Genomic DNA, 15,038 nt, shown 5'->3' with positions numbered 1-15,038 from the left:
TTCGCCCATGCTGGGAGGAAGCAACGCACGATGAGAGTCTGGGCAGTAGCCAATCAAAAAGGTGGCGTCGGCAAGACCACCACTACCATCGCCCTGGCCGGCCTGCTGGCCGAGGCGGGCAAGCGCGTGGTCGTCGTCGACCTCGACCCGCACGGCTCGATGACCAGCTATTTCGGGCACAATCCCGACGCTCTGGAGCACAGCTGCTACGACCTGTTCCTGCACAAGGGCGTGGTGCCCGAAGGGCTGCCGGGGCAATTGCTGCTGCCGACCAGCCATGAGCGCATTTCGCTGCTGCCTTCGAGCACTGCACTGGCGGTGCTGGAGCGCCAGTCGCCGGGCCAGAATGGCCTGGGCCTGGTAATCGCCAAGAGTCTGGCGCAGCTGTGGCAGGATTTCGACTTTGCCCTGATCGACAGCCCGCCCTTGCTGGGCGTACTGATGGTCAACGCCCTGGCGGCCAGCCAGCAGTTGGTGATCCCGGTGCAGACCGAGTTCCTCGCGGTCAAGGGCCTGGAGCGCATGGTCGGCACCCTGGCGATGATCAACCGTTCACGCAAGCAGGCACTGCCCTTCCAGATCGTCCCGACCTTGTTCGACCGCCGCACCCAGGCCTCGCTCGGCACGCTCAAAGTGCTGCGCGACACCTACGGCGAGCAGGTCTGGCAAGGTTATATTCCGGTCGACACACGCCTGCGCGATGCCAGCCGCAACGGTGTCACGCCCTCGCAGTTCGATGGCAAGAGCCGCGGTGTGACCGCCTACCGGGCGCTGCTCAAGCACCTGCTGACGTACCGCAACGCATTGCAGGTGGCCTGATGAACCGCGCTCCGCAGATCACCAGCAAGCCGCAACTCGCCCTGCAGTCCTACCTCGACGGTCTGTTGCAGGAAGCCACTGAACCGGCCTCGGTGCCCGAGGCGCCGCTGCCGGTTGCGCAGGCAGAGGCACCTGAGCCCAGCGACGAATTCGCCGCGGCCGTGCGCGAAGAGCAGGCCCGTGATGCGCGCCGCGAACCCGCGTCGGTGGTAGCGCTCAAGCCGTTCGCCGAGCCTGTGGCCAATGTACTGCCCACGGTGTTGCCGCCGGTGCAGCCGGTGGTCAGCATGGTCGACGACCAGGTGCTGGCCGAGGCGGCCATCCCGGTGCTGACCGAAGCACAGGCCATCGAGCCGGTCGCACCGCTGGTCGAAGTTCACCTGCCGGCGCCTGCTGCACCGGTTCCACCGGCCACCGCCGATGGTCGTCCGGCCTGGGCAGCGGAGCCTTTCGAATGCCTGCTGTTCGACGTGGCCGGGCTGACCCTGGCGGTGCCGCTGGTGTGCCTGGGCTCGATCTACAGCCTGGCCGGCCAGGAGCTCACGCCGCTGTTCGGCCAACCGGACTGGTTCCTCGGCATCCTCAGTTGCCAGGCCGGCAACCTGAAGGTGCTGGACACCGCGCGTTGGGTCATGCCAGACCGCTACCGTGACGATTTCCGTCAAGGCCTGCAGTACGTGATTTCCGTGCAGGGCTACGAGTGGGGGCTGGCGGTGCATCAGGTCAGCCGCTCGCTGCGCCTGGATCCGGCCGAGATCAAGTGGCGCAGCCAGCGTGGCCAGCGCCCGTGGTTGGCCGGTACGGTGATCGAACACATGTGTGCCTTGCTCGACGTTGCCGAGCTGGCCGAATTGATCGCCAGCGGTGCGGTCAAGCAGATGAATACCAAACACAACTGAATCGGCGCCGCAGCTGCCGCGGCGACAACGAGCACACCGCCAACGGCGGATTGAGAGGGCTAGGGGAATGAAAAAGTCGTCTGCACAGGGTTCCGAAGATCCGATCCTGCAGTGGGTCACCTTCCGTTTGGACAACGAGTCCTACGGCATCAACGTCATGCAGGTGCAGGAAGTCCTGCGCTATACCGAGATCGCTCCGGTGCCGGGTGCGCCGAGCTATGTGCTCGGTATCATCAACCTGCGCGGCAACGTGGTCACCGTGATCGACACCCGTCAGCGTTTCGGCCTGATGCCGTCCGATGTCACCGACAATACCCGTATCGTGATCATCGAGGCGGACAAGCAGGTCGTCGGCATCCTGGTCGACAGCGTGGCCGAAGTGGTCTATCTGCGCCAGTCGGAGATCGAGACGGCGCCGAATGTCGGTAACGAAGAGTCGGCCAAGTTCATCCAGGGCGTCTGCAACAAGAACGGCGAGCTGCTGATCCTGGTCGAGCTGGACAAGATGATGACCGAGGAAGAGTGGTCGGAGCTGGAGAACATCTGAGGTGATCTTCGAGGCTGCGGTAATCCTTCTGGCGCTGCTGTGGGCGCTGAGCCTGTGGTTTTTCCTCAACTACAGCAAGCGCCAGCGCGAGATGGCCAGCCAGCAGGCCCAGGGCGATGCGCTACGTGACCAGCGCATCAAGGACCTGGCCAAACGTCTGGATGATTACCAGAACGTCACCGTGCGCATGGGCGAGGCCATTCACGAACTGCGCGCGGCGGTCTCGCCGCTGCCTGACAGGCTGCTGCAACTGGAGCAGCGCGATCCCAACAATGTCACCTTCTCCCAGGCCGCCAAGCTGGTGGGGATGGGCGCGAGCGTTTCCGAACTCACCGAAAGCTGCGGGCTGACCCAGGCGGAGGCTGAGTTGATGAGCAAGTTGCATCGTCGGGAATAACGGTAAAACAAGGCGATCAATCGATCGCCTTGTTTCATTTCACGTTCGTGCCCACGAGTTGCTGCCTCCCACCTTCGCCACACGACCCAGTGGCAGCAGTTCGTCGGTCAGTTTCTGAGCCTGCGGCAGGTCGACGAACAGGTACGAGTTGACCCGCGGGATACCGCACAAGTTATTGATCTGGCGCAAGGTTGCCAATCCCGGCAGGCGCTGGTCGACGACTTGGGTGAGCAGGGCGGGGCCGGTGAGCTCGCTCAACTGCTGGGCGTAGCGGTAAAAGCCGAGAGGGTCTTCGGCCACGCTGGGTTTGCTGTCGTAGAAATCGGGGCGGGCCAGGTAGCGAGTGTGCATCTCTTCGCTGATCGCTTCCAGCGTCGGGTTGCCCGGATGGCTGCCGATCAAGCTGTTGTTGAAGAGGCAGTTCATGCCCATCTTTTCGTTGGACATCGCAGGGGCCAGCAACAGGCCGTCGGGGGTGGTGCGCAGCTCGACTTGATCGACGGCTGGTGCAGGCTTGCCATCGACGATCTCGCCGGGCGTGAATAGCGTATCGTCCACGTCAATGTATACGCCACCTTCGTGATAGAGCATCTGGTAGCGCAGCACATCTGCGGCCGAGGCATAGTTGCGCGCCACGCCGCCATTGCCGTCGAGGGCCGCCTGGTACTGCGCGTGGTACTTGCTCTGGCTGAAGCTGCGGAAGAACGCTTGCTCTTCCAGCGGCAGAACCTGTACGCCGGGAGCTTGTTCGTTGAGCAGGCGCAGATTTTCCTCGAAGGCCGCAGGGGACGCATTGGACAGGAACAGGCGTAGCCGATATTCGCTGTTCTGCAGGTGGCTGGCGTTGTTGGCCAGGTTGCGAATCAGGTCCTGGTCCATCACGTTGCCGCCGACCCATAGTGAAGAGAAGGTCTTGGGAATGGGCAGGCGATTCTCGGCAAGGGTCGGAAGTTGCACCGGCAAGGGAAGGTCGATACCCAGTGCGCGCAAAGTGCTGGTGCGCATGGCGTCGGTGACCTCGCGCGGACCTTCGACGGGCTCCAGGTCTTTGCTGTGGGGCAGGGCAACATGGCGGATCGGTTCAATGCTGTTCTCATCGCCTTCGATGATGAAGGCATTCTTTTCCATGTCATAGATCATGCGCACGTTGTAGCCGCCTATGCTGGCGTCCAGGTCGTCCAGCGAACCGTCGTACTTGGGGACGCGGATCACCGAGTCGGCGACGGTCTGATCGGCCCCCGGCAGTGGCGTGACCGAGCTGTGGTTGTGGAAGTAGGGGGCGGCATCCAGTTCCGGCAGGCGTGGCGGGGTGATCGGGCTCAGTGGGTAGCCGATCTGCTCGTTCAGGCGCCGAGGAGGGACGAAGCTTTCGCTCTTGACCTCGAACAAGGTCGTGCTCTTGGCCACACCCTGGGCAACCAGCGGCAGGGCATTGAACAGGCCCCAGGCAAGGTTGCTAACGCCTGCTTGCTGGTCCTGAAGATGCTTGCCGTTGATGACCTGGTCCAGGCCCAACCCTGCCTGTGCCAGCCCGCCGATGGCGATCAAAGGTGCCAGTCCGGGAACCACCAGGGTCAGGGGGGCGACCAGATTCAGGGTGGTGTTCAGATAGCCTTGCCACCTTTTCTTCGTCACCTCGCTGTCGCTGGTGATGAGGAAGTCCGCATCGTCGTAGGTACGCTGGCGTTGGCGCTTGGCCAGGGCCTGGAACAGGTCGCCCTTGATCTTGGGATTGTACTTGCCGGGTCGGTAGTTGACGTAGGTCCGTGGCGGCCAGGTTCCGTCGTCGTTGAAAAAACCATGCTCCGGTGGCAGGTTGTGTCTGGCGGGGTAGGCGCCAAGCCCTTCCAGGGCAGTGTCCAGACCGCTGAAATCAATGCCCTGAGGGCCATCGGCGAGGCGGAAGTGGCGCTTGAGTGCGTTACGTTTACCGGCGTCCTTGCACTGTTCGCCGATCCAGTCCTTCATCGCCTCTTCGCTGGCGAATTCGAGCAGCGGCGAGCTGTTGCCAGGCATGTACAGCACGGTGAGGTCGCTTGCCACATCATTGATGTACAACAGGTCGGTGGAAGCATAGCCATAGATGCTCAGGGTGCTCAGGCGCAGCCTGCCGCGCGGTAGCAACTTGGCTGCGCGCCAGATCAGCCGTCTTGCCGGATCGCTTAGGCTGCCTTCGCTGACCTGCTTGTTGCAGGCGGCGATGAAGTTGAGCTTGCAGGATTGGCCATAGGTTTGCAGATGGGCGGCCCAATAGGTGTCGAGCAATGCCTTGTACTGCGTGTGGTAATCCAGGGCCCCGATATGGCTTTGCAGGGTTTCGGCGGAGATTGTCAGCAGCGTCGTGGAGTCGAAGCGCGAATCATCGGTGCGGCGGAACAGGCCATTGAAGACGCGGTACCAGTCACCGTTGTGGCCAATCGGTGGAGAAGGCAAGGTGTCGACGATGCGGATCTTGCCTGCAGGCAAGGTTCCGGCCCATGGGTGCTCGAACAGCGCGTCGAACACATTGTTGTTTGACTCACCCTGCCAATTCATCAGCACCGCTTCGATCAGACTGACGCGCTGGATCACCTGCGCCAGGGGTATGCCGGAACCTGGTTCACGGACATGCAGGGTCACGACCTCGATCTGATCGGGCGCCAGTTGCACGCCTTGGGCGCGCAGCCAGGTCTGTATGCTGCGGCCGACTTCATGGTCGGGACGCGGAAGGTTAGCCAGATGGTCGCGTACGTACTGCACGCCGGCGGGGTTGATTCGAGTCGAAAGCATGACATCACCTTTTGGGCAGGGGGAGACCCAGCGTGGCGCTTTCGTGGCGACGGCAGTGGTAGATATCTGCGACCCTGCCTGTGGACGGGCGTGCCATCCGCAGGTGGGCAGCGCTTTGGCTCCAACGGTTGCAGGGCGAGGGCCTCGCTGGCTTCTTCCACGGGCTGCAGCATCTGGCCAAAGGTGACGAAGCCTGGCCGACAGTAGCTGAACAGTGCATCGGGCCGGAAACGGGCGTTGCCCAGCAATGGCAGCGCATTGAACAGACCAAAGGCTTGCGCCGTCACGCCAGCGGCCTTGTCCGCGAGCGTGTTGCCGTTGATTGCCTTGTCCAGCCCCAGGCCGAACTGGGCCAGCCCTCCTGCGGCCAGCAGCGGGGTGAGTGCTGGAACCACCATGGCCACGGGGGCGAGCAGGGTCATGGCGGCATTGAGGTAGCTGCTCCAGCGCGCCTTGTCGATCTGGTGATTGCTGACGATCTGGCTGTCGGCATCGGCGTATGACCTTTGCTGCTGGCGCTTGGCAAGTTCATCGAACAGCGGTTCGGTAATGGGCGGGGTGTTAGATACTGCTGGCGTCGGGAAGGGGCAGGTGCGGTCCGGGGGTGATATCGCGCTCGCCTGGGGGCGTGTCGTCGAAATTCGCCGGTAGTTTGCCGCGCAACTGCCAGGCGAAGGCGATGATCTCGGCGATGGTCAGGTACAGGGCCTCGGGGATCTGTTCGCCCAGTTCCAGCCGGGCCAGCAGGCGCACCAGTTCGGCGTTTTCGTAGATCGGCACTTCATGTTCGCGGGCCAGGGCGAGAATCGCCTCGGCCAGTTCATCCTCGCCTTTGGCGCTCAAGGTCGGTGCCTGTGCACCGTCGTAACTCAGGGCGATGGCCTGGCGGGGGGCTTTGTTGTTCATGCGGTTTCGTCCACCCAGCGTTGTTCCAGTCGTGTGCGCGGGCCTTGCGGCGGGGTGCCGGGGTGACAGGCCAGGTCACCCACATCGAGGCCACGGGCGAGCAGGCGTTCGCGCAGGCTGCCGAGCTGGCTGTCGATCAGTTGTGCGGTCTGTGGACGCTCGGCCCACAGCTGGCCGCTGAGGCGGCCCTGGCTCAGTTGTGCCTGTACTTGCAGCGGGCCCAGTGGTGGCAGGTCGAAGGCCAGTTCGATGCGCCACAGCGACTGCAGCGGATCACGCTGCTCGCGCTGCGGGTCGGCCTGCTGCTGTGGGGTGTCCTCGCGTTGCAGCTTGGCCTGCAGCGGGATGAACTCCTGGCCGTGGCGCAAGGGGATCTCGGTTTGCCAGGTGGTCTGCTGGTTGCCGCTCTCGGTGGTGCCGGTCTGCTGCAGGCTGGCCAGTTGATGGCTTTGTACGCGCGAGATGGCGGCGGCGGCCAGGCGCAGCAATTGCTGCAGGTCGCCTTTTTCTTCCAGGCTCTGCAGCAGTCGCGAGGGCAGGGGAAAGGCACCAGGTTGAGGGCGGCTGCTGACCTGGTCGAGCATGCCCAGGGCACTGCGGGCCATGCCCGGCAGGACCTGAGCCAGGGCGGTGGCGGCCAGGGCCGGGTTGAAGGTCGGGTTGCTCGGAACACCTGGCAGGATCTGCGCCACCAGGCGCACCAGTTGTGCCTTGAGGTCCGGCGTGACAGCGGCGCCCAGCCCGCCGAGCAGCTTGGCTTCGAGAAACGCACCGCTGTTGTTCAGCGCCTGGGCGATGCTCTTGGCATCGCCCAGTTGCGTAGGGTCAGGCAGGCTGGCCAGCAGGCGTGCCGCCGTGGCACTCAGCTCGCTGTTGCCGGCAGGGGCACTGGCGATCTGCTGCAAGGCATTGAGCAAGGTTGGCAGCGAAGCCTGGCGGCTTTGTTGGGTCAGCAGTTGTTGGGCGATGGTCAGTTGATCCTGACGGCCACTCAGGGGCACGAAGCGCAGCGACTGGTCGCCTTGCACCAGCGCGCTGAGCAGGCTGCCGACCGCCAACGGGCGTGGGCTGTCGAGGGTCAGGGTGGCGCCGGCCTGGCTGCTGTTGAGCAGGCTCACCAATGAGCGGAACGCTGTGGCGCCCGGCAGCGCCTGGCTGGTCAGGACCTTGCCCTGCAGCAGGGTGCCGATCGGTATCTTGCCGGTGTCTAGCTGCGTGAGGGTAGCGATGTTGCTGGCGCTGGCCTGCTGCAAGACGACCGCCAGGCGGTTGCCGTCGGCTTGGCCGAGGGTGATCTGGCTGCCGGGGGGCAGCGGCTGGTTGGCGCTGGCCTGCACCTGGGCCTGGTTGCCGTTGGGCAGGCTCAGGCGCAACAGCATCATGAAGTCCTGGCCCACCTGGCGCAGGTTCAGCACTTCGGCCTGGGCAGTCTGGCCCGGGGGGATCAGGCCGGGTTGCGGTTGACTCAGGCGCAGCAGCTCACCGGTCAGGCTGGCCTTGGCCACCTGCGCCGCGAATGCGCTTTGTGCGCCGAGACTATTGATTTCCGTCATGATTGTATACAACCTGTCGAGCCAGCCCTCTTGGCAGCCGGGTGGCACATGTAATAATGCCGGGCGCGCTGCCACTGCCAGTATAACGGCCAGGGGCGGGGCGACTTGAGACAAGGGTGTTGATCTGCGGTGTTTCATTCGCGGGCAAGCCCGCTCCCACAGGGCCTCTGTGGGGGTGGGCTTGCCCGCGAAGAAGGCGCCACCGCTCGACACGCCACGAACAGCATAAGGCGAAACCGTGACCCTCCACCTCCAAGCCGCGAACCTTGCCTGCGAGCGCGACTGGCGACTGCTCTTCGAGCACCTGGACTTCGAACTGCGCCCCGGCGACATGCTGCAGGTCAGCGGACCCAATGGCAGCGGCAAGACCAGCCTGCTGCGCCTGCTGGCCGGGTTGATGCAGCCGACTGCCGGGCAGATCCTGCTTGACGGCCGTGCGCTGGGCGACCAGCGCCATGCCCTGGCCAGCATCCTGCTGTGGATTGGGCATGCTGCCGGGATCAAGGAACTGCTGACGGCCGAAGAGAACCTTGCCTGGCTCTGTGCCCTGCATCGCCCCGCGACCCGCGAGGGCATCTGGACGGCACTCGAGGCAGTCGGCCTGCGCGGGTTCGAGGACGTGCCTTGTCACACGCTCTCGGCCGGCCAGCAGCGCCGTGTCGCCCTGGCCCGCCTGTACCTGGACTGCCCGCCGCTGTGGATCCTCGACGAACCCTTCACTGCCCTGGACAAACAAGGGGTGGCCCAGCTCGAAGCGCACCTGGCCGCGCACTGCGAGCAGGGGGGCACGGTGGTGCTGACTACCCATCACAACCTCGAGCGCAGGCCGTCGGGCTACCGCGAACTCAACCTGGGGCAGTGGGCGGCATGAGCGTATTCCTTCTGTTGCTGCGCCGCGAAGCACGCCTGTTGTTCCGTCGCCCGGCGGAGTTGGCCAACCCGCTGGTGTTCTTTGCCATCGTCGTGGCGCTGTTCCCGCTGGCGGTCGGCCCCGAGACACAATTGTTGCAAACCTTGTCGCCGGGACTGGTCTGGGTCGCGGCCTTGCTGGCGGTATTGCTGTCGCTGGACGGCCTGTTCCGCAGCGATTTCGAGGACGGTTCGCTGGAGCAATGGGTGCTGTCACCGCATCCACTGCCATTGCTGGTGCTGGCCAAGGTGCTGGCGCATTGGACCTTTTCCGGGCTGGCGCTGGTATTGTTGGCGCCACTGCTGGCGCTGATGCTGGGGCTGCCGGTCGCCTGCCTGCCGGTGCTGCTAGGCTCGCTGCTGCTCGGCACCCCGGTGCTGAGCTTGCTGGGAGCGGTGGGGGCGGCGCTGACGGTCGGGCTCAAGCGCGGTGGTTTGCTGCTGGCGTTGCTGATTCTGCCGTTGTATATCCCTGTATTGATCCTGGGCAGTGGTGCGTTGCAGGCGGCGTTGCAGAATATGCCCGCGACCGGACACCTGCTCTGGCTGGCCAGCCTGACCGCCCTGGCCGTGACATTGGCACCCTTTGCGATAGCGGCCGGCCTGAAGATCAGCGTCGGCGAATAACGAGTCCCGGGCACCGAAGCCCGGCAAAGACCCTGGATGTACCCTGATGAAAATGAGCTGGACGTGGTTCCACAAACTGGGTTCCCCAAAATGGTTCTATGCCATCAGCGGGCGCATGCTGCCGTGGCTGACCATCGCTGCCGTGCTCCTGTTGCTGGTGGGCATCGCCTGGGGCCTCGCTTTCGCGCCACAGGACTACCAGCAGGGCAACAGTTTCCGGATCATCTACATCCACGTGCCGGCGGCGATGCTGGCGCAGTCCTGCTATGTGCTGCTGGCCGTTGCCGGTGTGGTGGGGCTGGTGTGGAAGATGAAGCTGGCCGACGTCGCCCTGCAGTGCGCCGCTCCCATCGGCGCCTGGATGACCGCAGTGGCGCTGGTCACCGGGGCCATCTGGGGCAAGCCGACCTGGGGTAGCTGGTGGGTGTGGGACGCGCGCCTGACCTCGATGCTGATCCTGCTGTTCCTGTACTTCGGCATCATCGCCCTGGGCCAGGCCATCAGTAACCGCGACAGCGCCGCCAAGGCGTGCGCGGTGCTGGCCATCGTCGGCGTGGTCAACATCCCGATCATCAAGTACTCGGTGGAGTGGTGGAACACCCTGCACCAGGGCGCCACCTTCACCCTCACCGAAAAGCCGGCCATGCCTGCCGAGATGTGGCTGCCGCTGTTGCTGACGGTGCTGGGCTTCTACTGCTTCTTCGGCGCCGTGCTGCTGCTGCGCATGCGTCTTGAAGTGCTCAAGCGCGAAGCGCGTGCCAGTTGGGTGCGCGACGAAGTGCTGAACAGCCTGGGCCGGGAGACCGTGCGATGAGTTTCGCCTCTTTCAGTGATTTCCTCGCCATGGGCCATCACGGCCTGTACGTGTGGTCGGCCTATGGCATTTGCCTGACGGTACTGGCAATCAATGTCGCCCTGCCGCTGCAGGCCCGCCGCCGCTACCTGCAAGAAGAGGCGCGCCGTCTGCGCCGGGAGAACCACCAGTGAATCCGCAGCGCAAGAAACGCCTGTTGCTCATCCTCGGCCTGCTGCTCGGCGTCGCCGTGGCCCTGGGCTTTGCCTTGAGCGCCCTGCAGCAGAACATCAACCTGTTCTACACCCCTACCCAGATCGCCAATGGCGAGGCGCCGCAGGACACACGCATTCGCGCCGGCGGCATGGTCGAGAAGGGCTCGGTGCAGCGCTCGGCCGACTCGCTCGACGTACGCTTCGTGGTCACCGACTTCAACAAGTCGGTGCCGATCACCTACCGCGGCATCCTTCCGGACCTGTTCCGCGAAGGGCAGGGCATCGTTGCCCTGGGCAAGCTCAACGCCGAGGGTGTGGTGGTGGCTGACGAAGTGCTGGCCAAGCACGACGAGAAGTACATGCCGCCCGAGGTGACCAAGGCGCTCAAGGAAAGCGGCCAGGCCGCCACTGCCGGCGAGGTCAAGCCATGAACGCTGCCCTGGTGATCCCCGAGCTTGGCCAGTTGGCGATGATCCTGGCGATCTGTTTTGCCGTGGTGCAGGCCAGCGTGCCGCTGCTCGGTGCCTGGCGCGGCGACCGCCTCTGGATGGGCCTGGCGCGCCCCGCGGCCTGGGGCCAGTTCGCCTTCCTCGCCTTTGCCTTCGCCTGCCTGACCCATGCCTTCATGACCGACAACTTCTCGGTCGCCTATGTCGCCCACAACTCCAACACCGCACTGCCCTGGTACTACAAGTTCAGCGCCGTGTGGGGTGCCCACGAAGGCTCGCTGCTGCTCTGGGCGTTGATCCTGGGGGGCTGGACCTTCGCCGTATCGGTGTTCTCGCGCCAGTTGCCGCAGGTGATGCTGGCGCGGGTGCTGGCGGTGATGGGCATGATCAGCACAGGTTTCCTGTCGTTCCTGATCATCACCTCCAACCCCTTCACCCGCCTGCTGCCGCAGGTGCCCACCGACGGTCGCGACCTCAATCCGCTGCTGCAGGACTTCGGCCTGATCGTCCATCCGCCGATGCTGTACATGGGCTACGTGGGCTTCTCGGTGGCCTTCGCCTTCGCCATCGCGGCGCTGCTCGGTGGCCGCCTGGATGCGGCCTGGGCACGCTGGTCGCGGCCCTGGACCATCGTCGCCTGGGCCTTCCTCGGTATTGGCATCACCCTAGGCTCCTGGTGGGCCTACTATGAGCTGGGCTGGGGCGGCTGGTGGTTCTGGGATCCGGTGGAAAACGCCTCGTTCATGCCATGGCTGGTCGGTACTGCGCTGATCCACTCGCTGGCGGTGACCGAAAAGCGCGGGGTGTTCAAGAGCTGGACCGTGCTGCTGGCCATCGCGGCGTTCTCGCTGAGCCTGCTGGGTACCTTCCTGGTGCGTTCCGGGGTACTGACCTCGGTGCACGCCTTCGCCGCCGACCCGTCGCGCGGTGTGTTCATCCTGATCTTCCTGCTGTTCGTGGTCGGCGGCTCGCTGACCCTGTTCGCCCTGCGCGCTCCGGTGGTCAAGAGCCACGTGGGCTTTGGCCTGTGGTCGCGCGAGACGCTGCTGCTGGCCAACAACCTGGTGCTGGTGGTGGCCGCCTCGATGATCCTGCTGGGCACGCTCTACCCGCTGGTGCTCGACGCCCTGACCGGCGCCAAGCTGTCGGTCGGCCCACCTTACTTCGATGCGTTGTTCCTGCCGTTGATGGCGCTGCTGATGGTGGTGCTGGCAATCGGTGTACTGGTGCGCTGGAAGGATACGCCTGGCAAATGGCTGTTCGGCATGCTGACGCCGGTGCTGATCGGCAGCGCGATCCTGGCGCCGGTCGCCGGGCTGATCGTCGACGACTTCGACTGGCCGGCGCTCAGCGTCTTCGCCCTGGCCGCCTGGGTGGTGCTCGGCGGTGTGCGCGACATCCTCGACAAGACCCGTCACAAAGGCCTGCTCAAGGGCCTGCGCGGCCTGCACCGCAGCTACTGGGGCATGCACCTGGCCCACCTGGGGCTGGTGGTGTGTGCCCTGGGCGTGGTGTTGTCGAGCAACAACAGCGCCGAGCGCGACCTGCGCATGGCGCCGGGCGAAAGCGTCGAGCTGGGCGGTTATCACTTCCTGTTCGAGGGCGCCAAGCACTTCGAGGGGCCGAACTTCATTTCTGACAGGGGCACCATCCGTGTGTCGCGTGAGGGGCGTGAAGTGACGGTGTTGCACCCGGAAAAACGCCTGTACACCGTCCAGCAATCGATGATGACCGAGGCCGGTATCGATGCAGGCTTTACCCGCGACCTCTATGTCGCCCTGGGCGAGCCATTGGAGAACGGTGCCTGGGCAGTACGGGTACACATCAAGCCCTACGTGCGCTGGATCTGGCTGGGCGGCCTGCTGACCGCGCTGGGCGGTCTGCTCGCGGCGCTGGACCGGCGTTATCGGGTCAAGGTCACGGCGCGGGTGCGCGAAACATTGGGCCTGTCTGGAGCGGCGGCATGAAGCGTTGGATCATGGTAGTGCCATTGGCGGTGTTCCTGCTGATGGCCGTGTTTCTGTACAAGGGGCTGTTCCTCAAGCCCGACGAACTGCCGTCGGCGATGATCGGCAAGCCCTTCCCGGCATTTTCGCTGCAGAGCGTGCAGGGCGACCGGACCCTGACCCAGGCCGACCTGCAGGGACGGCCGGCGCTGGTCAACGTCTGGGGCACCTGGTGCCCGTCGTGCAAGGTCGAGCACCCTTATCTGAACCAACTGGCCGAGCAAGGCGTGGTGATCCACGGGATCAACTACAAGGATGACAACGCCGCCGCGCTCAAATGGCTGGCCGAATTCCACAACCCTTACCAGCTCGATATCCGCGACGAGCAGGGCACCCTGGGCCTGGACCTGGGCGTGTACGGCGCGCCGGAAACCTTCCTGATCGACGCCAAGGGCATCATTCGTTACAAGCATGTCGGCGTGGTCGATGCCACGGTCTGGCGCGAGCAACTGGCGCCGCTGTACCAGGGGCTGGTCGATGAGGGGCAGCCATGAAGCGTTGGCTTGCCGCCGCCGTACTCGGCTTGAGCCTGGCCGGCATGGCCAGGGCGGCTATCGATACCTATCAGTTTCGCGACGATGCCGAGCGCGAGCGCTACCAGCAACTGACCAAGGAACTGCGCTGCCCCAAGTGCCAGAACCAGGACATTGCCGACTCCAATGCACCGATCGCCGCCGACCTGCGCCGGGAGATCTTCCGCATGCTCGGCGAAAACCAGAGCAACCAGCAGATCATCGACTTCATGGTCGATCGCTATGGCGACTTCGTACGCTACAAGCCAGCGCTGACGGCGCGTACCTGGCTGCTCTGGTTCGGCCCTGGCGTGTTGCTGGCTGGCGGCTTCGTGGTGCTGGCGGTGATCGTCCGTCGGCGCCGTAGCCCGGTGGCGCAAGGCACCTGCGAACTCTCCGTGGACGAACGCGAACGTCTCGCCAAACTGCTGGATAAAGAACAGACCCATGACTGAATTCTGGCTGAGTGCGGGCCTGCTGTTGCTCGCCGCCCTGGCTTTCCTGATGATCCCGATCCTGCGTGGCCGCCGCCAGCAGGCCGAAGAAGACCGCACCGCGCTCAACGTGGCCCTGTATCAGGAGCGGGTCGCCGAGTTGACTGCACAGCAGGAGGCCGGGGTGCTCGACGCCGGGCAACTGGCCAAGGGTCGCGACGAGGCGGCCCGTGAACTGCTGTCCGACACCGAAGGGAGCGAGGCGCCGCGTCAGGGGCATCTGGGCAAGACCCTGCCGCTGGTGGCTGCCGTGCTGGTACCGGTGATGGCGTTGGGGTTGTACCTGCATTTCGGCGCCGCCGACAAGGTCGAGCTGACCCGTGAGTTCGCCGACGCGCCGAAAACCATGCAGGAGATGACCACGCGCCTGGAGCGTGCCGTGCAGGCCCAGCCGGACTCTGCCGAGGGCCTGTATTTCCTGGGCCGCGCCTACATGGCCGACCAGCGTCCTGCCGATGCCGCCAAGGCCTTCGAACGTGCGGTCGCCCTGGCTGGTCGTGAGCCCGAGCTGCTCGGGCAGTGGGCCCAGGCGCAGTACTTTGCTGCCGACAAGCACTGGAGCCCACAACTGCAGAGCCTGACCGACGAAGCGCTCAAGGCCGACCCGAACGAGGTCACCAGCCTGGGGCTGCGCGGCATCGCTGCCTTCGAGGGCGAGCGCTATCAGGAAGCGATCGACTACTGGCAGCGCCTGCTGGCGCAATTGCCCGAAGGCGATGCCTCGCGCGCCGCCCTGCAGGGTGGGATCGACCGCGCTGCCGACAAGCTCAAGGCTGACGGCGGCAAGCCGGTGCGGACTGCGAGCCTGACCGTGCGCGTCGAGCTGGCCGCAGCGCTCAAGGACAAGGTCAAGCCGGACGACACCGTGTTCATCTTCGCCCGCGCCAGTAACGGCCCGCCGATGCCGCTGGCGGCCAAGCGAGTGACGGTGGCGCAGTTGCCGATCGAAGTGCAGTTGTCGGATGCCGACGCGATGATGCCGCAGATGAAACTGTCGGACTTCGCTGAAGTCCAACTGGTTGCGCGCGTATCGCGTGCCGGCCAGCCGACCCAGGGCGAGTGGATCGGCCAGAGCGCGCCGCTGGCTACCCGTGGCCAGCCAACCCAGCAGCTGACCATCGACCGCCCCGACCGATAAGAGAT

At 64.8% G+C, this 15,038-nt stretch carries 17 protein-coding genes; 14 read left to right on the top strand and 3 right to left on the bottom strand.

Annotated elements, in window-relative coordinates; genetic code table 11:
- Nucleotides 1–30 precede the first annotated feature (30 nt).
- From AC2CGW_RS01105 to AC2CGW_RS01090, 4 genes are all read left to right on the top strand, one after another.
- Nucleotides 31–819 carry a ParA family protein gene (locus AC2CGW_RS01105; protein WP_186666398.1) on the top strand — a complete coding sequence of 263 codons (789 nt, stop codon included), beginning with the start codon at nucleotides 31–33 and terminating at the stop codon, nucleotides 817–819.
- Entirely contained in the window at nucleotides 819–1,718 is a 900-nt protein-coding gene (locus AC2CGW_RS01100; RefSeq protein ID WP_484573395.1) for a CheW domain-containing protein, read from the top strand. The genes AC2CGW_RS01105 and AC2CGW_RS01100 overlap by 1 nt, the downstream gene beginning before the upstream one ends.
- Nucleotides 1,719–1,785: 67 nt before the next feature.
- Nucleotides 1,786–2,265, top strand: coding sequence for a chemotaxis protein CheW (locus AC2CGW_RS01095; protein ID WP_016393802.1), 480 nt, complete (start codon nucleotides 1,786–1,788; stop codon nucleotides 2,263–2,265).
- Between the two features lies 1 nt (nucleotide 2,266).
- Entirely contained in the window at nucleotides 2,267–2,662 is a 396-nt protein-coding gene (locus tag AC2CGW_RS01090) for a DUF2802 domain-containing protein (protein ID WP_186709803.1), read from the top strand.
- Nucleotides 2,663–2,701: 39 nt separating this feature from the next.
- Here the strand turns inward: AC2CGW_RS01090 and AC2CGW_RS01085 are convergent, their stop codons facing one another.
- Nucleotides 2,702–5,431 (bottom strand): dermonecrotic toxin domain-containing protein, encoded by a 2,730-nt coding sequence (locus AC2CGW_RS01085; protein WP_484573394.1) that lies wholly within the window; start codon nucleotides 5,429–5,431, stop codon nucleotides 2,702–2,704.
- 128 nt (nucleotides 5,432–5,559) lie between these two features.
- On the opposite strand from AC2CGW_RS01085, the gene AC2CGW_RS01080 reads away from it, so the two are divergent.
- Nucleotides 5,560–5,934 (top strand): hypothetical protein, encoded by a 375-nt coding sequence (locus tag AC2CGW_RS01080; RefSeq protein ID WP_186666390.1) that lies wholly within the window; start codon nucleotides 5,560–5,562, stop codon nucleotides 5,932–5,934.
- A 58-nt stretch (nucleotides 5,935–5,992) separates the two neighbouring features.
- Here AC2CGW_RS01080 and AC2CGW_RS01075 read toward each other — a convergent pair whose 3' ends face one another.
- Both AC2CGW_RS01075 and fliK read right to left on the bottom strand, forming a co-directional pair.
- The gene (locus tag AC2CGW_RS01075) at nucleotides 5,993–6,337 is read right to left on the bottom strand and encodes an EscU/YscU/HrcU family type III secretion system export apparatus switch protein (RefSeq protein ID WP_186666388.1); all 345 of its coding nucleotides are present in this window, start codon (nucleotides 6,335–6,337) and stop codon (nucleotides 5,993–5,995) included.
- Entirely contained in the window at nucleotides 6,334–7,890 is a 1,557-nt protein-coding gene (gene fliK / locus AC2CGW_RS01070; protein ID WP_186709806.1) for a flagellar hook-length control protein FliK, read from the bottom strand. Before fliK ends, AC2CGW_RS01075 begins: the two co-directional genes overlap by 4 nt.
- Nucleotides 7,891–8,128: 238 nt before the next feature.
- On the opposite strand from fliK, the gene ccmA reads away from it, so the two are divergent.
- From ccmA to ccmI, 9 genes are read left to right on the top strand one after another with little or no spacing between them, the layout of a single operon-like run.
- On the top strand, nucleotides 8,129–8,761 hold the full coding sequence (ccmA, locus tag AC2CGW_RS01065; RefSeq protein ID WP_186666384.1) for a cytochrome c biogenesis heme-transporting ATPase CcmA: 633 nt from the start codon (nucleotides 8,129–8,131) through the stop codon (nucleotides 8,759–8,761).
- Nucleotides 8,758–9,426: a heme exporter protein CcmB gene (gene ccmB / locus AC2CGW_RS01060; protein ID WP_186666383.1), complete on the top strand. Its 669-nt coding sequence runs from the start codon at nucleotides 8,758–8,760 to the stop codon at nucleotides 9,424–9,426. The genes ccmA and ccmB overlap by 4 nt, the downstream gene beginning before the upstream one ends.
- A gap of 46 nt (nucleotides 9,427–9,472) precedes the next feature.
- On the top strand, nucleotides 9,473–10,240 hold the full coding sequence (locus AC2CGW_RS01055) for a heme ABC transporter permease (protein ID WP_186666382.1): 768 nt from the start codon (nucleotides 9,473–9,475) through the stop codon (nucleotides 10,238–10,240).
- Nucleotides 10,237–10,413, top strand: a complete 177-nt coding sequence (gene ccmD / locus AC2CGW_RS01050) for a heme exporter protein CcmD (RefSeq protein WP_054895614.1) — start codon at nucleotides 10,237–10,239, stop codon at nucleotides 10,411–10,413. The genes AC2CGW_RS01055 and ccmD overlap by 4 nt, the downstream gene beginning before the upstream one ends.
- A complete protein-coding gene (gene ccmE, locus AC2CGW_RS01045) occupies nucleotides 10,410–10,865 on the top strand; it encodes a cytochrome c maturation protein CcmE (RefSeq protein ID WP_186666381.1) in 456 nt (151 codons plus the stop codon). The genes ccmD and ccmE overlap by 4 nt, the downstream gene beginning before the upstream one ends.
- 11 nt (nucleotides 10,866–10,876) lie before the next feature.
- Nucleotides 10,877–12,850: a heme lyase CcmF/NrfE family subunit gene (locus tag AC2CGW_RS01040; RefSeq protein ID WP_411384489.1), complete on the top strand. Its 1,974-nt coding sequence runs from the start codon at nucleotides 10,877–10,879 to the stop codon at nucleotides 12,848–12,850.
- Nucleotides 12,847–13,383: a DsbE family thiol:disulfide interchange protein gene (locus AC2CGW_RS01035; protein ID WP_288376089.1), complete on the top strand. Its 537-nt coding sequence runs from the start codon at nucleotides 12,847–12,849 to the stop codon at nucleotides 13,381–13,383. Before AC2CGW_RS01040 ends, AC2CGW_RS01035 begins: the two co-directional genes overlap by 4 nt.
- Nucleotides 13,380–13,856, top strand: coding sequence for a cytochrome c-type biogenesis protein (locus AC2CGW_RS01030; RefSeq protein WP_186666379.1), 477 nt, complete (start codon nucleotides 13,380–13,382; stop codon nucleotides 13,854–13,856). The genes AC2CGW_RS01035 and AC2CGW_RS01030 overlap by 4 nt, the downstream gene beginning before the upstream one ends.
- On the top strand, nucleotides 13,849–15,033 hold the full coding sequence (ccmI, locus tag AC2CGW_RS01025) for a c-type cytochrome biogenesis protein CcmI (protein ID WP_484573393.1): 1,185 nt from the start codon (nucleotides 13,849–13,851) through the stop codon (nucleotides 15,031–15,033). The genes AC2CGW_RS01030 and ccmI overlap by 8 nt, the downstream gene beginning before the upstream one ends.
- Nucleotides 15,034–15,038 lie beyond the last annotated feature (5 nt).

It is taken from the genome of Pseudomonas sp. SYWMCR5, assembly GCF_057197165.1.
Note: the sequence above shows the minus strand (reverse complement) of the source record. Positions and strands in the feature narration are given on the sequence as shown.